Here is a 21,116-nt window from a genome sequence, read left to right as displayed (position 1 = left end):
TGCATGGAATCGATTTCTGACATTGCACTTCAATGCTTTGATTCTTCGAACAGCGGAATTGTCATAAGCAGCTGCGTAGAGGATTTCCCCATCATCTACTGCAATGATGCTTTTTGTTCCCTCACCGGGTACGAGCGGCCGGAAATCATGGGCAAGAACTGTCGCTTTCTTCAGGGAGAAGAAACCAGTCAGACCGTTATCGGTTCCATCAAGTCTGCGATTGCGCAAAGCAAAACCCATCGCATCGTCATCAAAAATTACAGGAAGGACGGCGCGGCTTTCTGGAACGACCTCTACCTGACACCGATTCGCAACGGAAAAGGGTCTGTGACTCATTACCTGGGTATCCAGAATGATATTAAGGATCTGGATCGCAACAACAGGAACGTCCCGTTTCACTTTCCATACGATGACTTGACTCAGTTACCGACTCCCGCCATGGCAGTGGAGCTGATAAAAATGGGAGCGATGAATAAACCTGAAGAGCAGGCGTCAATATCCTTGGGTACGATCAGCGTCAACGGCCTTGCGAACCTGCGCGGGTTTATGGGTAACAGTGCGGCAGACACGGCCATTCTCGAAATTCGGGATCGGTTGCAAATGCAGCTTTGCAACGAGGCGATTCTCGCGCGTGCTGGAGAGGGAGAATTCATCGTCATTGTACCCTCAAAGGAAGACGGTGAAGACGACTTCGACAAGACGCTGGAAGGTCTTTGCGAAAGCACTCTGAGACCGGTAAGGATTGATGGGCAGATGTTTCAACTTACCTTCAACGGCGGCTTCATTAGCAGGCTGCCCTACTCTCTGATTGACGAAAGCACTCGCTTTTGCAGTTTCGCTTTGGCTCAGTCGCAGGACGAGGGTCGAAATCGTGTCGTTGAGTTTACCTACAGCGACTTGCGGCGCGCCCAGGCTGATCAGCTCCTGGCAGGACATATACCGACGGCACTTCAGGGGGAAGAGTTTTACGTTGCCTACCAGCCCCAGCTAAACCTTGAGACCCAGGATGTCGTTGGATTCGAAGCGCTTGCCCGCTGGGACCACCCGGAACACGGCACTGTCTCGCCCGGGCGCTTTATCCCTTTATGTGAGAACTCAGGCTACATCAATGCGCTGACGCTCAATCTTTTGGAGCAAATCTGCAATGATCTGCCAGATATCTGGGAGCGCTATGGTGACATCAAGGTTTCGATGAACCTGTCGCCCTTCTCGCTGCTGGACAGGGAGTTCATCCAAGCGTTCATTGATACCGCAACCGCTATCTGTGATGTGAAGGGGAAAGTCAGCCTCGAAGTCGTTGAAAACCTCTCAATCGACGGATACGAGTCGGCAGCGAAGAACCTGGCTGCTCTGCGAGAGGCAGGCTTTGACATTATTCTCGACGACTTTGGTACCGGTTACTCCAGCCTCTCTTACATCAGGCGCCTGGGAGCATCCGTTGTGAAAATTGACAGGGAATTTGTCATGAATCTGAACCAGTCCAATCATGATGATCTTGCCATCATTCGCTCTGTTGTATCCCTCGGAAAGCAATTCGGTTTCGATGTGATCGCTGAAGGCGTTGAATACGCAAACCAGGCAGCAATCCTCCTTGAGGAGGGTGTCACAATCGGCCAGGGCTATCTTTTCTCCAAGCCACTAAAAATCGACCACTTTCTTTAAGCGACGATCGAGTTTATGACCGGCTTTTTGATATCGCTCACAGCTGCAACCCAGAAATGGTCAGTGGATCGGGTTATTCTCCTGACCATACTCGCGGCAGCCTGCCAGTTCTTTTTGATTATTTGGGCGCTCTCCGTTTCAAGCGAAAGCGGCGTAGCTCTGATCAGTTATTTGCTGGCCCCTGTTGTGGTGGCCTCGGCCATTCTGGGGATGGCGTCTGGCGTTGCAACCAGCATCGTTACTTTCGGCATCTTGTACCACCTGAGGACGAGCAGCGAGCATCTGTTCGCAGACATCGTCTACCTGTTCTGGCTGATCGTCATCGCTCTCGTTATTGGGCTCTTTCGTAAAATGGTGCACACCCTCGCACCTCAAGACTCTGATGCTGCCCTGGGGTCGAGCGAACACAGTGTTCAGCTGCAAACATCGTCAAGCGACGATGGGTATGACGTCGACCCGGACCGAAAGAAATACCTCATCAAGTTTGAAAATGCTGAAAGCCTACTTGAAATAACCAGCAAAGAAACTGTGGCCCAGTTGCTTGAGGATTTCTTCCGGCATGTCAGCCAACGCGTCGAGGGCCCAAAAGAACTGGATTCCGTGACTGACGAAGATTTCATTTTTTCAGTCCTATCCAAAAAGTACTCTGCGAAGGAAATTAAAGAGCTCCTGGAGGGTTTCAATCGCTCAGATGTCTCCGACCTGTTGTTGGATGCAGATATCAGGCAGCTTCAGCCCGGTTCAAAATCCGCACGGGAGAAGCAGGCCGGAGCATCAGATTCGAAAAGTTCAACGACTGAAACTCGGCAGTCTTGGAAATCTGACGATGCAGGCGTCACCATCAATGATGTCGGAAAGGCACTGAAAAATCAGGAGCTGTTTCTCGAATACCAGCCACGTTTGGACACCATGTCCGGGCGCTTCACCGGTATGGAAGCCCTGGTTCGCTGGGATCGCGGCGGGAAAACGCTGTACCCCAGATCATTCCTGGCTTTCATTGAAAACACCCGCTTGTCACTCCCGTTCAATATATGGGTGATCGATCAGGTCATTCAGCTTATGGAGGCCCGAATCGACAAGGGCAAAAATGTCGCAGTATCAATCAATCTGAGCACAAGAGAGCTGTTTTCGGAGGAAATGCTGATGCATCTGCGCCAAAGGCTCTCCACCAGTCGAATCAGGGCATCCAGACTCGGAATAGAGATCGACGAATCGGCATTCAAGCGTGCACTGGCAACTTCCCCCGAGACACTTGCAGCCATCCGGAAACTCGGCGTTGAAATTGTCATCGATGGCTATGGCTCTCAGCATTTCAATCTCTTTAACCCCGCGGGTGTGGATTTCTTCGATGCCATCAAGGTTGATGCAGGTTTGCTTTCCTGGAAGGCCCGCGAAGCACACGAGCAGGATCAATTGAGAATAATCAAAGCACGCCTTGGCGAAGTGGACGTGCGCGTTATTCTGAAGAATATTGAAAGAAAGGATCAGCTCAAATTAGTCAAAAAAGTCGGGAGCGATGAAGTGCAGGGCTACCTGATTGCCCGACCGTTCCAGGAGGACGCTGTTCCCTGGGACCGCTTTGTCTGAACCTTGATGTTTTTACGTTCGCAAACGCTGGGGCACTTCCTGTGCCTACACATATGTGGCACTCCTGCCCGACCTCCTATCCGCTTCGTGATCTGAGCTGCTGGGCGCAGTTCTCTGTGAAATGACACGGAGAATGCCCACCGGACCGTGGATGCCACTTAATGCCAGTGAATAAACCTTTCGATCAGGTGTCGGAACCTGCCGCCGTTTCGAGAATCATGTCAGCAGCCTTTTCGGCGATGGCAATCGTAGGCGCGTTGGTATTGCCGCTAATCAGCCGTGGCATGATGGACGCGTCCACCACACGGAGGCCCCCTAGCCCGTGCACCCTGAGTTGTGGGTCCACGACCGCCATCCTGTCAGTTCCCATTTTGCAGGTGCCCACCGGGTGGTATACCAGGCCCACCTTTTCCTTCACCTTTTCGATGATCTGCTCGTCAGACTGGCGATCTGCGCCCGGGTGGAGTTCCTCACCCCGATAATCGTCAAAGGCCTTCGCCGCGAGAATCCGGCGGGCCTGGCGGATACCATCCACCATGACTTTGCAGTCATCGGGATCGGCAAAGAAGTTGTAGTCGATTTCCGGCGCTGCAAACGGATCGGCCGACGTTATGGTTACGGTGCCTGAGCTCTTCGGCCGCAGCACACAGACATGCACTGAATAACCTGGGTTGGACATGAGTTTCAGGTCCCGACCGCTATCATCAAACAGCAGCGGCAGCATGTGGAGCTGAACATCCGGGCGATTAACGCTGTCACTGGATTTGATAAAACCGCCAGCCTCGGTGATGGATTTAGCGAGCTTGCCCCGTTTACTGAGGAAGTATCGGATGGTATCCGGGACCATTTTCAGCAGGCCGCCGAGCGAGGCCGTGAAGCCGTTGTTTTTCCGGCTTGAGACCAGCACACAGGCATCCACGTGCTCCTGGAGGTTCTTGCCCACTCCCGGTAATTCGTGCCGGCACCGGATACCGAGGCTTTCCAGCGCATCGTGATCCCCGATGCCGGAAAGCTGAAGCAACTGTGGTGAATTGATAGCTCCACCACTCAGGATGATCTCCCGGTTCGCATTCAAGACAAGGTCGCTGTCTTTGTGGCGAAGCTCAACTGCAACGGCCCGATTCCCCTCGAGCACCAGTTTTTTGACTCGCGCTTCGGTAAGCACGGTGAGGTTCTGGCGGCTCATCGCGGGCTTCAGGTACGCATCGGCGACACCAAACCGGCGGCCGTTTTTGATGTTCAGATGGAAATACCCCACACCTTCCTGTTCGGCGCCGTTAAAATCACTGCTGTAGGGAAAACCGGTCTGCCGGGCCGCATCAACGAAGGCTCCAGACATCGGATATTCGGCCGTTTCCGGGGCACCGATATAAAGGTTGCCGCCCTTGCCATGATAAGGCGTTCCGGCCAGTGTCTCGTGGTGTTCCGATTTCAGGAAGTAAGGCAACATCTCGGCATAGCCCCAGCCTTCATTACCCAGAGCCTCCCACTCGTCGTAATCCTCTTTCTGGCCCCGCACATACAACATACCGTTGATTAACGAACTCCCCCCAAGCCCCTTGCCACGAGGGGTAAACAGAGGCTGGCCACCACGCAGTTGCTGGTCGGGTCGGGCGTTGAACGCCCAGTTGTATGTCTTGATGAACATGTGGGCAGCAAAAGCGCCCGGCGTCCGGATTGTGAACGAACCCTTGCCGGGCCCGGCCTCCAGCACGCAGACAGAATATCGGCCGTCGGCTGACAGGCGGTCTGCCAGTACACAGCCGGCAGAGCCAGCACCGACGACGATGTAATCAAAGCTGTTGTAGATCATTGCACCGCCACCGGTTCAATGATGGCGAAGTTTGATGGCGGCTGCTCAAGCATTTGCAGCAGGCCAAAGAAGGCGTCCACTGATCCTTCAACCTGGATATCGCCGGCCTGCACCGCCTCCGGGAAACTTGTTTTTTGCAGGAGGATATTGTCCAGAACCGCTCGGGACATACTCACGCTGGCGTGGGCATGCTCGTCCAGCTCCCCCGACCGATGGGTCAGCGTGGCGTTCTGGAGGTTCAGCCGATAATCTTCGCTCTTGTCGGTGATGGACCAGTTGATCACCAGGTGCTTTCCGGCCGCTTTTTCCGGGTCAATCCTTACCCCATGGCATCAAAAAACATGCTGGTTTCCAGCGCCTGCATCAGGTCTGGCTGCAGCCCCACATGTTTCGGTGTAATCACGCCGTGGCGCAATTCGTGCGCGCCAACAAGGTAGGCACTGCGCCAGGTGCCTGCCTCAGCCTGATAGCCAAGCTGCTCGAGAGCGTCCGCCCCGAGTTCGCGCGCTTCACGGTTTTCAGGGTTGGCATAAACGAGATGTCGCATTACTGATGCCACCCAGCGATAGTCGCCGTCGGCAAAGTCTGTACGGGCCTTTCGGAGCACTTCCGCCTCGCCGCCCATGTAATCAATGGTGCGTCTCGATTCTTCACGAGGTGGCAAAGGGTTTAGGTTGGCGGGATTGGCGTCATACCAGCCCATGTAGCGCTGATATACACCGCGGGCATTGTGGCTGACGGTTCCGTAATAACCGCGCGCTGACCATTCCTGGTTCAGGCTTTCAGGCAACTGCAGGTTTTCAGCAATATCCCCGGGCAACATGCCACGGTTCATCATACGAACCGTCTGATCATGGATATGTTTGTACAGGTCCCTTTGAACTTCCAGAAAATGCGTGATGTCTTCCGGGTTCCAGATCGGCCAGTGATGCTGGGCCACCAGAATCTCCGCGCGGTCGGCGAAGCGAACCAGCACCTTATCGATAAATTTGGACCAGGAATTGGCGTCCCGAATCGCGGCTCCGCGGATGGTGTAGATGTTATGCAGGTGTTGGCTGGTGATCTCGGCGGTGTTGAGCACCCTGAATTGGGGGAAATACATCATCATCTCAGATTCGGCTTCGGTGCCGTGGGCCATCTGGAACTCAATATCAATGCCATCAATGGTCAGGTTGGCGTTGTCAGGTACCGTATCCGTGGGTGCAATGAGGCTGAGCCCGCCACTACCCAATGCCTTGCCAAGTCCGGTGTCAACATGACCTCTAACCCCTGGAGGCAAGCCGGCGCCAAACTGGTAGGTGGCACGACGGGTCATCGCATTGCCGGCGATCACGTTCTCTGCAATGGCATGCTCCATGAACCCCTCCGGAGCATAGATCCGCACCTTCCCGGCCCGAACATCCTCCTCATTAACCACACCTTTCACACCCCCGAAATGATCCGCATGGTTGTGTGTATAAAGCACGGCCACAACGGGCTTTTTGCTTCGGTGCTGGTAATAGAGTTCCAGACCGGCGCGGGCCGTGGCGGGCGTAAGCAGGGGATCAATAACGATCAGGCCGCTGTCGCCCTCGATGATGGTCATATTGGACAGATCCATGTTGCGGACCTGGTACATGCCATCCACCACCTCGAACAGCCCATGGATCGCATTCAACTGCGCCATGCGCCACAGGCTTGGGTTAACGGAATCCGGCGCTGAATCACCATTGAGGAAGGCGTAGGGCTCCATGTCCCAGGCCACATGCCCCTCTTCGTCCACTACCCGACCATTCGGCAGCGCACCCACGAAACCACGGCGCGCATCCTCAAATGATCGCGTGTCAGCAAACGGCAGCTCGTTAAGGACTGCCTGGTTAACCTTTGCTGTCACCGCAGTTGCCGGCTTGGAGGTTTCGGCCTGAGCGATCGCCGGGAACAGCAAACCGGCACCTAACGCTGCCAGCATGGCCTTCTTGAATAGGGGTAGCATGCGGAATCTCCTCTTTTTGGCGGCACCTGGGTTTTGTTGGTTTTGAATCGTGCGCCACGTAACTGCAGTTTGAAGCGAGGTGTTCCGTTCATCCAATGCAATGTTTCTTGACTTAACATGCGCAAAACGCATAGATATAGTGCCATGGACACACGACACATCCGGCACTTCATGGCGTTGGTTGAGTGCGGCAGTTTTGCTCGCGCCTCTGAGGTCGTGCACCTGTCTCAACCGGCGTTAAGCCGCAGCATCCAGGAACTGGAACGCCAACTCGGGGCAAGACTGTTCGATCGGGGGCGCTTCGGAGTGGTTTTAACCGCACATGGGCGGGCCGCTCTGCCTCATGTCCGGGGCCTGCTGGCCGCGGCAGAATCTTTAAGGCAGGAAGTCGAGGCCATCGACGAGCTTGAGACAGGCGAATTGAGTATCGGAACTGGCCCCTATCCGGCGCTGGCCCTGATGGATAAGGTCTGTGCCCGGTTTGTGGATCAATACCCGGGAATCCGCCTCAACATTCGAACAGATAACTGGCAGGACTTACGCCTTGCGCTGCTGGATCATGAGATAGAGCTGTTTGTGGCCGATACCGGCGAATTGTCTGGCGATCCGGACCTGGACATTACCCATTTGCCGCAGCCCGAGGTTGTTGTGTTTTGTCGCCATGATCACCCGTTGGCCCGGAAAAAAGGGGTCGTTTGGGGCGATTTGCTCGATTATCCCCTGGCCATGACCCGTGTTCCTGAAGATATGGAACGGAATATCCAGGCCATGAGCGCCCAACAAGGCGGGCTTAAACGGAGAATAGAATGCGACAATATTGCCATGCTCGCGGCCATTGTTACCGGCAGCAAGGCCATCAGTATTGCGCCCAGGCCTATCGTGGCTGACTTGCTTGAAAGCGGAAAGGTGACAACCGTTTCTGTAACCGGGATTGAAACTCTTCGGACCCGTTATGGTGTCTTGCAACGCTGCGGGAGACCGCTTTCACCGGCGGCAGGTAAATTGCGCGCCTTGATTCTGGAATTTGCAAATCTTCAATGAACCACCATCGCGGCATCCGTCGTCCTGTCTAACGTATTGAACACCTGAGAATAACTGGCAAAGGAAATGGCCATCGCCTTGCACTTTTAAAGCAACATGTTGACATATTATTTTGGCGAGGCGTATTGTGAAGCTAATGAGGCTGGACCAGATTTCAGCTTCAGCCAGGCCTTTTAATAACAAAAACCGGAACGAACAGGTGAAAAAGATGGATACAGGCATCACTCTTAATCCGGAACGCCGTGCCGCGATGATCAAAAGCGGCGCGTGGAACGACAAGATCATTACCGACTACTTCGACCAAGCGGTCGCCAGCACCCCGGACAGGGAAGCCATCGTCGGTTATCAGGTCACCAGCGACACCCGCAACGCCCTCACCTATCGAGAACTCAATGACAAAGTCACTCGCATGGCAGCGGGCCTGGCGGCTATGGGCATCGGAAAGGGGGAAGTGGTGGCCTGCCAGCTACCCAACTGGTGGCAGACCACGGCCCTGCATCTGGCCTGCATGCGCATCGGCGCCATCCTGAATCCGCTCATGCCCATTTTCCGTGAGCGGGAGCTCCGCTTTATGCTCAAGCATGGCGAAGCCAAACTGCTGGTGATTCCAAAGGTCTTCCGGGACTTTGACTACGAGGCGATGGTTGACGGTATTCGCGGGGAGTTGCCGGCTCTGGAAACGCTGCTGGTCATCGGCGGAGAAGGTGAACGCAGCTTCGAACAACGCCTGATGGAGACGCCCTGGGAAAAACAGCAGGACATCACGAGCCTGTTCGCAGAACGCCAACTCACCGCCGACGATGCGATCCAGATCCTCTACACCTCTGGCACCACCGGTGAGCCCAAAGGCGTAATGCATACCTCCAACACGCTGTTTTCCAATGTTCGACCCTACGCCGACCGCTTGCACCTGACTTCCGATGACAAGGTACTGATGGCTTCCCCCCTGGCCCACCAGACGGGCTTCATGTACGGCATCATGATGCCCGTCTATCTGGGCACCACTGCCATCCTGCAAGACATCTGGGACGCGGACTATGTCTGCAAGGTGATTGGTGCCGAAAAGCCGGCCTTCACCATGGCCGCCACTCCGTTCCTGGCCGATCTGGTCAAGACCGCACCCAAGCACGAAGGTGAACTGGATTCCCTGCGGATCTTCGTCTCCGCCGGCGCACCGATCCCGAGCGCCGTGGTTGAGCAGGCCGGCAAGGTACTGAAGGCAAAGATCGTCTCCGCCTGGGGCATGACCGAAAACGGCGCTGTCACCATGACCTGCCCGGAAGATCCAGCCGAGCGGGCCAGCCAGTCCGACGGAAAGGCCATGCCCTTCATGGAAGTGAAAGTCACCGATTTCCAGGGCAACGAACTGCCTGCCGGTGAAGAAGGCAGCCTGCTGGTTCGCGGCTCCAGCCTGTTTGTCGGTTATCTCAAACGCCCCGAACTCTATGGCGTGGACGAATCCGGCTGGTTCAACACCGGCGACCTCGCTCGCATGGATCAAGACGCCTACATCCGCATCACCGGCCGAACCAAGGACGTGGTGATTCGAGGCGGTGAGAACATTCCCGTAGTGGAGGTAGAGAACCTGCTCTACAAGTTCCCGGGCATTGTCGATGTCGCCCTGGTCGGTTGCCCGGACGAACGCCTGGGTGAGCGCCTGTGCGCCTATGTCACCCTGGATGAGAACGCCACCGACCTGACCCTGGAACAGGTCAAGACCTACCTGACCGAACAGCAACTGTCCAAAAACTACCTGCCTGAATACCTGGAAGTGATCGAGGCCATGCCTCGAACGGCCTCCGGAAAGATCCAGAAATTCAAACTGCGCGAGCAGGCCAGAAACGTTCGCCTGGAACCGAACAAACACCATTAATCCCATTGATCTCACAACAACAGGAGCAAGTCATCATGAGAGGCCTCGAGGGAAAAACAGTCATCGTGACCGGTGGCGGTGGCGGCATTGGTCGTGCCGTGTGCCTGCGCTTTGCTGAGGAAGGCAGCCTGGTGGCGGTGCTGGACCGCGACGAAAGCACCGCCCGGGCCACGGCAGACCTGATTACCGAAGCTGGAGGCCGGGCAAAAGCTTACGCCGCCGACATCACCGATTACGCCATGATCACTGACACCGTGGCCGCCATCGAAAGCGATCTGGGCGTACCCACCGTGCTGGTCAACAACGCCGGTTTCGACCGCTTTATGCCATTCCTGAAGACCGAGCCGAAACTCTGGGACCAGCTGATCGCTGTGAACCTCACCGGCGCCCTGAACATGCACCATGTCGTGCTGCCAGGAATGATTGCTGCCGGCGGCGGCAAGGTGATCAACGTCGCCTCCGACGCGGCCCGGGTGGGCTCATCCGGAGAATCCGTCTACGCCGCCTGCAAGGCCGGCCTGGTGGGTTTCAGCAAGACCGTGGCGCGGGAGCTGGCCACCAAGAATGTGTGTCTGAACGTGGTCTGCCCCGGCCCCACCGACACCGCCTTGCTCAAGGGCGTGGCAGAAACCGCCCCAAACCCGGAGAAGCTGCTTGAAGCCTTCCGCAACGCGGTGCCCATGAAGCGCCTGGCCCAACCGGAGGACTACCCCGGCCTCATCGCCCTGCTCGCCAGTGACGACGCCAACTTCATCACTGGCCAGGTGATCAGCGTATCCGGCGGCCTGACCATGGCCGGCTAAGCAACCCGTTACACGATTCAGGAGAACGGACCATGACTTACGAAGACATCCTATACGACGAAAACAACGGCGTCGCCACCATCACCATCAACCGGCCGGACCGCTACAACGCCTTCCGGGGACAGACCTGCATGGAACTGCTGGACGCGTTTAACCGCGCCGGCTGGAACAAGGATATCGGCGTCATCGTGTTCACGGGCGCCGGTGAAAAAGCGTTCTGCACCGGCGGTGACCAGGGCGCACACGAGGGCCAGTACGACGGCCGTGGCCTGATCGGCCTGCCGGTGGAAGAGCTTCAGCGCACCATTCGCGAAGTGCCAAAACCGGTGATCGCCCGGGTCAATGGCTTCGCCATCGGGGGCGGCCACGTGCTGCACGTGATCTGTGATCTGAGCATTGCCTCGGAAACCGCCATCTTCGGCCAGGTCGGCCCCAAAGTGGGTTCAGTGGACCCCGGCTTTGGCACCGCCTACCTGGCCCGAGTCGTGGGCGAGAAACGGGCCCGGGAGATCTGGTACCTGTGCCGCAAGTATTCCGCTCAGCAGGCGCTGGAGTGGGGCCTGGTCAACGCCGTGGTTCCGCCAGAGCAACTGGACGAGGAAGTGCAGAAGTGGTGCGAGGAAATCCTGGAAAAAAGCCCAACGGCCATTTCCATCGCCAAGCGCTCTTTCAATGCCGACAGCGACAACATTGCCGGTATCGGCGCCCTCGGCATGCAGGCCCTGAGCCTCTACTACGACACCGACGAGTCCAAAGAAGGCGTGAACGCCTTCCTGGAAAAGCGCAAGCCGGAATTCCGCAAGTACTACAAGTAACGGCCAGATAGCCCGGAGAGCATCATGAATTTCGGTTTCAATGAAGAACAGAACGCGATTCGCGAGGTTGTGGCCCGCTTCAGTGCCGAGGTTCTGGCTCCGGGCTATCGCAAGCGAGACCAGGAAGGGATTATCGAAAAGGACGTCATCCGCCAACTCGGCGAGATGGGACTGCTCGGTGGCGAGCTACCGGAGGAATTCGGCGGCAGCGGCATGGACTGTGTTACCAGCGGCCTGATCATCGAGGAGATCTCAAAAGGGGATTTCAACGTTGGCTACATTCCCCTTCTGACTTCCCTCAACGGCCAGATTATCGCGAGCCACGCCGCGCCCGACCTTGCCAAAGAATGGTTGCACGGTATGACCAGCGGCCAGAAAGTAGCCTGTATCGCGCTGACCGAACCCCACGGGGGCTCCGACGCTGCCAACCTGCGTCTGAAAGCGGAGAAAAAGGGCGACGTCTACGTGCTCAACGGCGAAAAAACCTCCATCTCCATGGCCGACCAGGCCGATGTGGCGGTGGTGTTTGCCCGCACCGGGACGGTGGAACAGCGCGCTTCCGGCATCAGCGCGTTTCTGGTTCCGATGGACAGCCCGGGCATTACCACAACCCGCTTCGAAGACAACGGCCAGCGCGCTATCGGCCGCGGCTCCATCTTCTTCGATAACGTGGAAGTTCACGCCAGCCAGATGATGGGCGACGAGGGCAAAGGCTTCAAACAGGTGATGCAGGGTTTCGATTACAGCCGCGCCCTGATCGGCCTGCAATGCCTGGCGGTGGCCCAGCAGTCCCTGGATGAAACCTGGCAGTGGCTGACCGAGCGTACCGCCTTCGGCCAGAACCTGTCTGCATTCCAGGGTCTGACCCACCCGCTGGCCGAATACCAGACCTATGTTCATGCGGCCCGCATGCAGTGCTACCATGCGCTCTGGCTCAAGGACAACAATCGGCCCCACAACGCAGAAGCAGCCATGAACAAGTGGTGGGGGCCAAAGCTCGCCTTCGACGTGGTCAAACAGTGCCTGCTGGCCCATGGCCATACCGGATGGGGTGAGGATCTGCCTTTCGCCCAACGGTTGAGGGATGTTCTGGGCCTTCAGATAGGTGACGGTACCGCGCAGATCATGAAAAACATTATCGCCCGCGAATACCTGCCAAAGTGACGCGTCCCATGCCTTCCGTGATTCAGGACGCCGAAAACCGCCCTCACCGGTTCAGCCGCCAGCAGGGCATTACAGGAGTGCAGATGATCGTCAATGAATCCGGAGGCATACCCAACCGCCTGTTTTTCCGCCTGTTCCAGACCGGAAACATTCTCCAGCGCCAGGTTCAGAATGAAATGGGCATCAGCGCCGTGCAGTGGGCGGTTCTGGGCGCACTGTCGCGGGAAGGCTTCGAAGACGGCACCTCATTCAATCAACTGAAAGAGTACCTCTACGTCAGTCGACAAAACCTCGACGGAGTGCTCAAACGAATGGAGCGGGACGGGCATGTCGTCCGGATACCGGACCCCCAGGATCGCCGAGCCAGACTGGTCGTTCTGACCGAGTCTGGTCGGCTTTTCTGGGACCGGCTGCAAGACTCGATTGCCGAGTTCTACAGACAGGCCATGCAAGGGATGAGTTTTGATGACGGTGTCAGCCTGCTTCACCTTCTGAAAAAGCTTCAGCATGAGCTTATCGACATTTCACTGGAGTCGACCATTCCGGAGAAATGATGCTGAGTGGCTGACCAGGCCCACTCCATCAATAAACGCACTCAGGCCGGCTCAAACCGCTCCTGCAACCATGCCTTGATCTCACCAGACTCGTACAACCAACCTGCACTGCCATCCTCATGCCGAATCTTCAGGCAGGGCACTTTGACACGACCCCCACCGGCTTCCAACGCCGCACGATGCTCCGGGTCATGCTGGGCGTCGCGGGTTTCGATGTTGAGACCCAGCCTGGCAATTTCCTTTCTTACCTTGATACAGAACGGGCAAGCCTTGAACTGGTAAAGGGCGAGATCCTTGCTGGCTTCATCGACACGGGCCTGCTCTTCAGCGCTTCGATTCACGCTCTCTGGCGTGCTGAGCTTTTCGCTGAGTAGCATAAAGGGCGTCAGTACCAGACGCAGGGTGCGGAAAAAATAACGAATAATAACTTTCATGGGTAAGGCTCGAACTCCTCATTAAAGGTGGCCTGAAGGATAGCGGCATTCAGGATTTATTTGCGTGTCTGATAGTGGTGTACGAGGATATCATTTCAAAGGATGAAGTGTTCAGAGTAACGGGGCAGCCCCTTCACAGATGGAGAACCAGATGCCTGAATCCGGCACCAAGTCACTTCGCAAACCCCTGCGGTTCTGGGGCTGGGGCTATGAGGACGAGGATCTGCACCCGGACGAACATGCCATGATCGAAACGGTCACGAAAATGTTTGTACCGGAAGGTCTGGTGGAGATTGAGCCACCAGCGGTTGAAGACTTCGAGCTTCCCGCGTCCCGATTACCAACGATTCCCGAGCACCTGTCAGACATTATTTCCACGACGCCCTACGACCGTCTGGTGCACAGCTACGGAAAGTCCTACGCCGATATGGCCCGGATGCTGATGCGGCAAGTACATAATCCGCCCGACGCCGTTGCCTTTCCCAAAACCGAAGACGACATCCAGCAACTGTTCAGCTATGCGGCCGCAAACAACATTGCACTTATCCCCTTTGGTGGCGGCACCAGCGTCTGTGGCGGCGTTGAGCCCGATGTTGGCGACAGCTACCGGGCGACCATCAGCGTTGATATGGAGAACCTGGACCGGATTCTGGAGATCGATCCGGTCAGCCGCCGGGCACGGATTCAGGCTGGTATCAAAGGCCCGGATCTTGAGCGGCAGTTAAAACAGCACGGATTGACGCTGCGCCACTATCCGCAGAGCTTTCCCTTTGTGAGCCTGGGAGGCATGCTCGCCACACGCGCTGGCGGGCACTTTGCGACCGTCTACACCCACATTGAAGACATGGTGGAAGCAACCAGGCTGATCACGCCCAAAGGCATTATCGAGACCCGGGCCTTGCCCGGCTCAGGTGCCGGTCCCTCGGCAGATCGCATGATCTGTGGTTCGGAGGGAACCCTGGGCATCATTACCGAGGCAACCATGCGACTGCAGCACCGTCCCACCTGGAGAGCAACGGCCTCGGTGCGGTTTGACGGTTTTATGAAAGGCGTCGATGCGGTCCGGCAGATTGCGCAATCGGGCTTGTTTCCATCCAACTGCCGCCTGCTCGATGAAGCCGAAGTGATCATCAACCGGATTGCTGACAGGCCTTGCGCCGTTCTGGTTCTTGGCTTCGAATCCGCAGACCATCCCCAAGACCAGAAAATCGAAAGGGCCGTTGCTATTGCCGAGGAGCATGGCGGCGTTCTGCAAAAAGATGGCATTTCCTATAACCCGGATCATTCAGAGAAAGGGGCCAGCGAGGCCGAGTCGTGGCGTAATGCTTTTATTCGCATGCCCTACTGGCGTAACCGCCTGACAGCCATGGGCATGATTGCCGACACCTTCGAAACCGCGATTACCTGGGACAAGTTCCCGGAGCTCTACAAGGCGGTAAAATCCACCATGGAGACCGCGCTTAGGGAGATCACGCAACGTCCGTTTTCCTTTTCCTGCCGTTTTACTCACGTTTACCCGGACGGTCCCGCACCCTATTTCACTTTTTATTGCGTGGGCGACACCACCGGCGATCTGGGCAAAGCCCTGGAAAAGTGGAAACAGCTCAAGCGCATCTCCATGGAAGTGCTGGCCGAGCAAGGCGCTACCGTCACCCATCACCACGCCGTTGGCCGGGATCATCGCTTTGGCTATGAGCAGCAGACATCACCGCTGTTTCGTCAGACCCTGGCGGCGGGCAAGCACTTCCTGGATCCTCAGGGCATCCTGAATCCGGGCGCTTTGTTTGATCCGCAGGATAAAAACGTTGGCATTCGGGGGGTATTGGGAGACTGAGGCAGCTCTCTCAGTCCTGATGCACACCGTTGAATCGTCCCCGCAACCAGGCAGTCCGGAACGTCTCCGCCGCCACCCCGGCCAGGAATCCGAAAAACGGGTCGGCCCAGAAGGTAATCAGTGCGGTGATTCCGATCACCGGCCAGCAGGATGGTTTCGCGGTCCAGAGACGCCTGGTGAGGCCAAGCTCAACAGCTGCGACCATGAGCAAGGCGCCAAGACCGGCCGCGGGTACAGCCGCGATAAACGACAACCCGCCGGGTACGATTGCCACCAGAAGCAAACCCACGCCCAGCAGGACCGGCGCAATGCCCGTGCGGGCACCGAACCGATAGTGTGCTGCAACACCGCCAGCGCCATGACACATGGGCAAGGCACCGAACGGAACCAGGCACAGGTTGGCCAGGCCGGTTGTAACGGAAAGACGCGCAGGCGAAACCCGGGACTGGTCGCCGAAATAATCCCCGACCACCAGGGCCGTCAGAACGATCGCGTTGGTGATGGTCAGCGCCAGTTGTGGCAGCACCAGGATGGAAAATCCCTGCTGCCAGTCATCCATTGAGGGCAGCTCCGGCATCGAGAAAATCGCCGGATCGGCGGGTAGCGGTAGCCCGGGGGAGCCCAGCAGCGCACCGAGAACCATCGCCACGGCAAGACCAAGCAATGCCGCAGGCCAACTGGGGAAAAGTTTCAGGGTGACGGCCAGCAACGCAAGGACCAGGAGCCCCAACGGCAAAGAGGTAGTCATCAGTTCCAGGCTCATGCTGGCCAACAACAACCCCAGCCCCAACTGCAGGCCGCTCAACACCGACCCCGGTACCAGGCGCGCAGCCCGGTTGATCCACCCGGTTGAACCGAGAATCAGAAGAATCGCGCCGATCAGAACACCACTGGCAACGAGGCTCTGGGCGCTGACCTGGGTGGTAAGAAGAAGCGCGGCCACCGCTTTCATGGGTTGCACAGGCACCGGCAGTCGATAATACAGACCGGTGGCGATATAGAAGAGGGCAAACCCCAGCAGAACCGGTACCGGCGCCAGCCCGGCCACGCCAATAGCACCAAGGCTCAGTGGCAGCAGGGTACCAATGTCTCCCAAAGCGCCGCTGAACTCTTTGACAGTTCTGTTTCCGATTGACCCCATGCAGGCCCCTGCTTGATCTGCCTGTTTATTATTTTTGCTCAGGCGTTGTACACAACGTTTCCAAGCTCACTGATATTATAACCACCCAATGCCTCCGCTCGCTGAACAAATCGTTCACTGCGGGCAAAAGCCAGCAATCGCTGCATGGCGGGTTCGAAGTAATGACGCCGGCGCATGGCCAGGTCAAAATGCTCCTGCTGCAGCGGGATAAACGCCAGGCCCTGCCGCCTTGCCGCCGCTTCTATACCTATGCCCACGTCCGCCTCCCCCTGGCGAATGGCCAGGGCCAGATCATCCTCGCTGAGTGAAGGATGCTCGGCCCAGGTCAGCTGACTGCCCTCGATACGATGGCGGGCAAGCAGGCTCTGCAACAGATGACTGACACCGGCATCCGGCTGTCGATGGGCCAGGCGAAGACCGGGCCGCGCGATATCCTCCAGTTGTGTCAGTTTGTGGGGATTGCCCGGCGCCAGGAGCAGGCCCTGCTGTCGCTTGGCCCAACGAATCAGCACCAGGTCTCGCATCCCGGTCAAACCCAGGGTTGCCGGATCGTTATAACGCTCGCTCTCGGCGTGCCAGATATGCATACCCGCGAGCATGGCCCGACCATCGACCAGCCGCTGCACCCCATCACCGCTTCCCTGGCACAACATGGCCAGCTCTGCGTTGCTCTCCTTTACCGCCCATTCGAGCAGCGGGTCCTGACTACCCACCAGCACCGGCGGGGTTGGCGCACTGATCGCGTCGTCCCCTTCCAGATGGTTCATCAGCCACAAATCAATACGCTGGCGTGGGAACAATAGCTTTCCGGTAATTCGCACACAGGGAATGACACCCTGGCTGACCAGATCGTAGACCTTGCGTTCTTTCAGGCGCAGATACTCGGCGGCCTCGGCCGTAGTGAGATAGGCGGGAAGGGACATCGGTTTCTCCGGCGGATCGGGCAAAAGCACCAGACTGTTTTTGGCTGCATATTTTTCAGCAGGCTGTGCAAAGCGTAGTTAAAAACGCCACGATGCTCAACACTAAGGAGACGCTGCTGTGGAAGATAATGCGTTTTACGTAGCGCTGTCGCTACTGGTGAATCTCGACGCCTCGCTGTACCAGATCGTGGTGCTTTCGCTGCAGGTTTCGCTTCTGGCAGTCCTGATCGCGGCAACGCTGGGTTTTCCGCTCGGTGCGGCAGTCGCGTTGTGGCAGTTCCCCGGGCGCGGCGGGGTAATTGTGGCGTTGAATGCGCTCATGGGATTACCTCCGGTTGTGGCCGGGCTTGGCGTTTACCTTCTGCTGTCGCGGGCCGGGCCTCTCGGGGAGCTGGGGCTTTTGTTCACGCCCGGCGCCATGGTGATTGCGCAGGTGATTCTGGTATTGCCTATTCTCGCTGCGCTTTCCCGGCAAAAAGTGGAGGAGTTGCTTGGTGAATACCGGGAACAGTTTGTCTCTCTGGGCATGTCCAGGGCGCGCATGATGCCCACCCTGCTGTGGGATGCCCGCTTCGCCCTGCTGACCGTTCTGCTCGCAGGGTTCGGGCGGGCCAGCGCCGAAGTAGGCGCCGTGATGATGGTTGGCGGCAACATTGATGGTGTAACGCGGGTCATGACCACAGCCATCGTGCTGGAAACAAGCAAGGGCGCCCTGCCCCTGGCGTTGGGTCTGGGCATCGTGCTCCTGACCCTGGTTATGGCCATCAACGCAACGGCCTACATTCTGAGTGAAATGGCAAAAAGGCGCATGGAATGACTTCGTTGAACGTGCCTCTCAACAATTCGATCGAGCTCAGCGCACCCCCTTCGCTGCGTTTTGAAAACGTTGAGTTCAACCCTTTCGGGCACCGGCTTTTTGGTCCCTGCTCGTTCACGCTCGATGGCCCCGGCCCCACGCTGGTAATGGGCCCCAATGGCGCCGGCAAGAGCCTCATGCTGCGACTGGCGCACGGCCTGCTGACACCGACGGAGGGCGCCGTGAGCTGGTCAGGCGCCAGTGCGCCCCGCCAGGCCATGGTTTTTCAGACGCCAATCCTTTTGCGCCGTTCGGCGCTGGCCAACCTCCGGCACGCACTGGCGGTCAACAATGTGCCACGCAAGCTGCGCACAGAGCTGGCTCTCGAAGCCCTGGCCCGGTTTGGCCTCTCCTCCTGCGCCGACACGCCTGCGCGGGTGCTGTCCGGCGGCGAGAAACAACGCCTGGCACTGGCACGTGCCTGGTCGCTTTCACCGGCAGTGCTGTTTCTGGATGAACCCACCTCCGCACTGGACCCCGCTGCGATAAAGGCCGTGGAAACCGCCGTTAAGGAATTTCATGACCAGGGCACACGCATTGTGATGACAACCCATGACCTGCACCAGGCCAGGCGGCTTGCCGGCGACGTTCTGTTTCTCTCTGGTGGCCAGGTACAGGAGCACACGCCTGCAGACGTGTTTTTTGAAACGCCGGTGTCGCGCCAGGCACAAGCTTTTATTTCCGGTGAACTTGTCGCCTGATGCGCCACCATAAAACCCGACCAATCCACTGCTCACCCGATGAATGAAACCCAAGATGGAGATAACAAGATGAAAAAGACCCTTAATCTGGTTCTTGCAGCCGTCACTACCATGGGCCTGGCCTTCAGCGCCCACGCCGAAGATTACATAACGCTGGCCTCGACAACCTCAACTGAGAGCTCGGGCCTGTTTGATTCGATCCTGCCAAAGTTCGAGGACGCCACTGGCATCGAAGTGCGCGTTGTCGCCGTTGGTACCGGCCAGGCCTTCGAAATCGCTCGCCGTGGTGATGCCGACAGCCTTCTGGTACACGACACCGCAGGCGAGAAACGTTTTGTGGAGAACGGCTACGCCACAGAGCGGGCCGACGTGATGTACAACGACTTTGTATTAATTGGCCCTGCCGATGATCCGGCCAACATCAGCGCAGCGAAGACCGCCGCTGAAGCGCTGTCTGCCATTGCTGAAGCAGAGGCACCGTTTGCCTCTCGTGGTGACGACAGTGGCACCAACCGTGCAGAACTTCGCCTGTGGGAAAGTGCCGGTATTGAACCGGGCGGCAGCTGGTATCGCGAACTGGGCAGCGGCATGGGGCCCACCCTCAACACTGCCGCCGCCATGGATGCCTATGTGATGTCAGACCGCGCAACCTGGGTCGCATTTGAAAACCGCCAGAACCTGAAGCTGCTCTTCGAAGGTGACAAAGTGCTGTTCAACCAGTACGGCAGCCTGCTGCTTTCTGAAGAGAAGCACCCGCATCTCAAGCATGAGATGGCCGCAAAATGGCATAACTGGCTGCTGTCCGACGATGGACAAAAGGCAATTGCCGACTTCAAGGTAGACGGGCAGCAACTGTTCTTCCCGAACGCCCAGTAGGACAAATCGGGCAAAGTTCTAAGGCCCCCGGCCTGACCCGGTTTTACGCCAATAGAAAACCCCGGCCATGCCGGGGTTTTTTATTGGCTGAAAGCAGCTGTTTTTCCCGAATGCCAAATAAGCTAATCTCTGCCAATCTCCGTACAACTTCCATTCTGCGGCATTCATGAAACGGCTATAACAAAAATGACGATTGATCCCATACTTCCCGATCCCACGGATCCCCGGCTTTCCCGGCCGGTAGAAGGCGTTGACGAAAACGGCGAGGCCAAATCGATCAGCGTGATCGAAGAGCGCCCACTGACCATCTACCTGAACAGCCAGGAGATCGTCACGGCGATGACCATTGGCGATCACCCCGAGTACCTGGCCCTCGGCTTCCTGCTCAACCAGGGCATGCTGAAAGAGACCGATGAGGTCACCGGGATCGATTTTGATGAGGAACTTGAGGTTGCCGTGGTTCGAACCTCCAGCGTTACTGATGTTGAGGACAAGCTGGAAAAGAAAACCCGTACCTCCGGATGCGCGGTGGGCACGGTCTTTGGCGATATGATGGCCGGACTGGAAGGGCTATCTTTGCCAGACACTCCGGTACACACCAGCACCTTTTATGACCTTTCCTACCAGATCAACCACACACCCAGCCTGTACATGGAGACCGGCGCCATCCACGGCACCGCGCTGTGCCAGGGCCAGAAAATCCTCGCCTATATGGAGGATGTCGGGCGCCACAATGCCGTGGACAAGATTGCTGGCTGGATGCACCTGAACAATATTTCTGCGGCCGATAAAGTGCTGTACACCACCGGGCGACTCACCTCGGAAATGGTGATCAAGACATCGCTCATGGGCATTCCCACTCTGATCAGCCGCTCCGGCTTTACCGCCTGGGGCGTCGATATTGCCCGGCAAGTCGGGCTGACCCTGATCGGGCGGATGCGAGGCAAGAAATTCACCTGTCTGAGCGGCCAACACCGCCTGGTGTTCGATCAGGACCTCTCGCAGGTTCCCGATGAAGACAAAAAGCTGCGTCGAAAAGGGGCTCAGCATGATTGACGGAGGCACGG

At 57.3% G+C, this 21,116-nt stretch carries 17 protein-coding genes and 1 pseudogene; 13 read left to right on the top strand and 5 right to left on the bottom strand.

The features are described from left to right. Positions 1-3 precede the first annotated feature (3 nt). Both HP15_RS20470 and HP15_RS20465 read left to right on the top strand, forming a co-directional pair. The gene (locus HP15_RS20470; RefSeq protein ID WP_014579257.1) at positions 4-1,662 is read left to right on the top strand and encodes a putative bifunctional diguanylate cyclase/phosphodiesterase; all 1,659 of its coding nucleotides are present in this window, start codon (positions 4-6) and stop codon (positions 1,660-1,662) included. Positions 1,663-1,677: 15 nt separating this feature from the next. After that, a complete protein-coding gene (locus HP15_RS20465; RefSeq protein WP_014579256.1) occupies positions 1,678-3,249 on the top strand; it encodes an EAL domain-containing protein in 1,572 nt (523 codons plus the stop codon). Positions 3,250-3,433: 184 nt separating this feature from the next. On the opposite strand, the gene HP15_RS20460 is transcribed toward HP15_RS20465, so the two are convergent. Both HP15_RS20460 and HP15_RS20455 read right to left on the bottom strand, forming a co-directional pair. Continuing rightward, positions 3,434-5,062, bottom strand: a complete 1,629-nt coding sequence (locus HP15_RS20460; RefSeq protein WP_014579255.1) for a GMC family oxidoreductase — start codon at positions 5,060-5,062, stop codon at positions 3,434-3,436. Further along, a pseudogene (locus HP15_RS20455) lies at positions 5,059-7,034 on the bottom strand (alkyl/aryl-sulfatase). The gene HP15_RS20460 and the pseudogene HP15_RS20455 overlap by 4 nt, the downstream one beginning before the upstream one ends. Positions 7,035-7,178: 144 nt before the next feature. On the opposite strand from HP15_RS20455, the gene HP15_RS20450 reads away from it, so the two are divergent. The 6 genes from HP15_RS20450 (at position 7,179) to HP15_RS20425 (ending at position 13,284) form a co-directional block, all read left to right on the top strand. After that, positions 7,179-8,075 carry a LysR family transcriptional regulator gene (locus HP15_RS20450; protein WP_041645997.1) on the top strand — a complete coding sequence of 299 codons (897 nt, stop codon included), beginning with the start codon at positions 7,179-7,181 and terminating at the stop codon, positions 8,073-8,075. Between the two features lie 208 nt (positions 8,076-8,283). Continuing rightward, positions 8,284-9,948: an AMP-binding protein gene (locus HP15_RS20445; RefSeq protein ID WP_041646483.1), complete on the top strand. Its 1,665-nt coding sequence runs from the start codon at positions 8,284-8,286 to the stop codon at positions 9,946-9,948. 35 nt (positions 9,949-9,983) lie between these two features. Then, the gene (locus HP15_RS20440; RefSeq protein WP_041645996.1) at positions 9,984-10,751 is read left to right on the top strand and encodes an SDR family NAD(P)-dependent oxidoreductase; all 768 of its coding nucleotides are present in this window, start codon (positions 9,984-9,986) and stop codon (positions 10,749-10,751) included. Positions 10,752-10,783: 32 nt separating this feature from the next. Continuing rightward, entirely contained in the window at positions 10,784-11,566 is a 783-nt protein-coding gene (locus HP15_RS20435; protein WP_014579249.1) for an enoyl-CoA hydratase-related protein, read from the top strand. Between the two features lie 24 nt (positions 11,567-11,590). After that, positions 11,591-12,730: a cyclohexanecarboxyl-CoA dehydrogenase gene (gene aliB / locus HP15_RS20430; RefSeq protein WP_014579248.1), complete on the top strand. Its 1,140-nt coding sequence runs from the start codon at positions 11,591-11,593 to the stop codon at positions 12,728-12,730. 8 nt (positions 12,731-12,738) lie between these two features. After that, the gene (locus HP15_RS20425; protein WP_228732823.1) at positions 12,739-13,284 is read left to right on the top strand and encodes a MarR family winged helix-turn-helix transcriptional regulator; all 546 of its coding nucleotides are present in this window, start codon (positions 12,739-12,741) and stop codon (positions 13,282-13,284) included. A gap of 41 nt (positions 13,285-13,325) precedes the next feature. On the opposite strand, the gene HP15_RS20420 is transcribed toward HP15_RS20425, so the two are convergent. Beyond that, entirely contained in the window at positions 13,326-13,718 is a 393-nt protein-coding gene (locus tag HP15_RS20420) for a glutaredoxin family protein (protein WP_014579246.1), read from the bottom strand. Positions 13,719-13,869: 151 nt separating this feature from the next. Between HP15_RS20420 and HP15_RS20415 the strand changes: the two genes are divergently transcribed. Continuing rightward, on the top strand, positions 13,870-15,552 hold the full coding sequence (locus HP15_RS20415; protein ID WP_206076538.1) for an FAD-binding oxidoreductase: 1,683 nt from the start codon (positions 13,870-13,872) through the stop codon (positions 15,550-15,552). A 10-nt stretch (positions 15,553-15,562) separates the two neighbouring features. Here HP15_RS20415 and HP15_RS20410 read toward each other — a convergent pair whose 3' ends face one another. Both HP15_RS20410 and HP15_RS20405 read right to left on the bottom strand, forming a co-directional pair. Continuing rightward, entirely contained in the window at positions 15,563-16,693 is a 1,131-nt protein-coding gene (locus HP15_RS20410) for a putative sulfate/molybdate transporter (RefSeq protein WP_014579244.1), read from the bottom strand. Between the two features lie 38 nt (positions 16,694-16,731). Continuing rightward, a complete protein-coding gene (locus HP15_RS20405) occupies positions 16,732-17,616 on the bottom strand; it encodes a helix-turn-helix transcriptional regulator (protein ID WP_041645993.1) in 885 nt (294 codons plus the stop codon). A 118-nt stretch (positions 17,617-17,734) separates the two neighbouring features. Here HP15_RS20405 and HP15_RS20400 point away from each other — a divergent pair, with 118 nt between their 5' ends. From HP15_RS20400 to fdhD, 4 genes are all read left to right on the top strand, one after another. Beyond that, the gene (locus tag HP15_RS20400) at positions 17,735-18,433 is read left to right on the top strand and encodes an ABC transporter permease (protein WP_014579242.1); all 699 of its coding nucleotides are present in this window, start codon (positions 17,735-17,737) and stop codon (positions 18,431-18,433) included. After that, complete coding sequence (locus tag HP15_RS20395; RefSeq protein ID WP_014579241.1) at positions 18,430-19,173, top strand: ABC transporter ATP-binding protein; 744 nt, start codon at positions 18,430-18,432, stop codon at positions 19,171-19,173. The genes HP15_RS20400 and HP15_RS20395 overlap by 4 nt, the downstream gene beginning before the upstream one ends. A 69-nt stretch (positions 19,174-19,242) precedes the next feature. Then, positions 19,243-20,049 (top strand): substrate-binding domain-containing protein, encoded by an 807-nt coding sequence (locus HP15_RS20390; protein ID WP_041645991.1) that lies wholly within the window; start codon positions 19,243-19,245, stop codon positions 20,047-20,049. Positions 20,050-20,235: 186 nt separating this feature from the next. Continuing rightward, the gene (fdhD, locus tag HP15_RS20385) at positions 20,236-21,105 is read left to right on the top strand and encodes a formate dehydrogenase accessory sulfurtransferase FdhD (RefSeq protein WP_014579238.1); all 870 of its coding nucleotides are present in this window, start codon (positions 20,236-20,238) and stop codon (positions 21,103-21,105) included. Positions 21,106-21,116: the final 11 nt, after the last annotated feature.

This window comes from Marinobacter adhaerens HP15, from assembly GCF_000166295.1.
Lineage (GTDB): Bacteria > Pseudomonadota > Gammaproteobacteria > Pseudomonadales > Oleiphilaceae > Marinobacter > Marinobacter adhaerens.
The sequence above is the reverse complement of the archived record's forward strand: the minus strand, read 5'-3'. Positions and strand labels throughout refer to the sequence as shown.

Bases quoted from the DNA above. Each gene is read 5' to 3' on its own strand.
- HP15_RS20470 (WP_014579257.1), top strand. From the start codon at position 4: ATGGAATCGATTTCTGACATTGCACTTCAATGCTTTGATTCTTCGAAC.
- HP15_RS20465 (WP_014579256.1), top strand. From the start codon at position 1,678: ATGACCGGCTTTTTGATATCGCTCACAGCTGCAACCCAGAAATGGTCA.
- HP15_RS20460 (WP_014579255.1), bottom strand. From the start codon at position 5,062: ATGATCTACAACAGCTTTGATTACATCGTCGTCGGTGCTGGCTCTGCC.
- HP15_RS20450 (WP_041645997.1), top strand. From the start codon at position 7,179: ATGGACACACGACACATCCGGCACTTCATGGCGTTGGTTGAGTGCGGC.
- HP15_RS20445 (WP_041646483.1), top strand. From the start codon at position 8,284: ATGGATACAGGCATCACTCTTAATCCGGAACGCCGTGCCGCGATGATC.
- HP15_RS20440 (WP_041645996.1), top strand. From the start codon at position 9,984: ATGAGAGGCCTCGAGGGAAAAACAGTCATCGTGACCGGTGGCGGTGGC.
- HP15_RS20435 (WP_014579249.1), top strand. From the start codon at position 10,784: ATGACTTACGAAGACATCCTATACGACGAAAACAACGGCGTCGCCACC.
- aliB (WP_014579248.1), top strand. From the start codon at position 11,591: ATGAATTTCGGTTTCAATGAAGAACAGAACGCGATTCGCGAGGTTGTG.
- HP15_RS20425 (WP_228732823.1), top strand. From the start codon at position 12,739: ATGCCTTCCGTGATTCAGGACGCCGAAAACCGCCCTCACCGGTTCAGC.
- HP15_RS20420 (WP_014579246.1), bottom strand. From the start codon at position 13,718: ATGAAAGTTATTATTCGTTATTTTTTCCGCACCCTGCGTCTGGTACTG.
- HP15_RS20415 (WP_206076538.1), top strand. From the start codon at position 13,870: ATGCCTGAATCCGGCACCAAGTCACTTCGCAAACCCCTGCGGTTCTGG.
- HP15_RS20410 (WP_014579244.1), bottom strand. From the start codon at position 16,693: ATGGGGTCAATCGGAAACAGAACTGTCAAAGAGTTCAGCGGCGCTTTG.
- HP15_RS20405 (WP_041645993.1), bottom strand. From the start codon at position 17,616: ATGTCCCTTCCCGCCTATCTCACTACGGCCGAGGCCGCCGAGTATCTG.
- HP15_RS20395 (WP_014579241.1), top strand. From the start codon at position 18,430: ATGACTTCGTTGAACGTGCCTCTCAACAATTCGATCGAGCTCAGCGCA.
- HP15_RS20390 (WP_041645991.1), top strand. From the start codon at position 19,243: ATGAAAAAGACCCTTAATCTGGTTCTTGCAGCCGTCACTACCATGGGC.
- fdhD (WP_014579238.1), top strand. From the start codon at position 20,236: ATGACGATTGATCCCATACTTCCCGATCCCACGGATCCCCGGCTTTCC.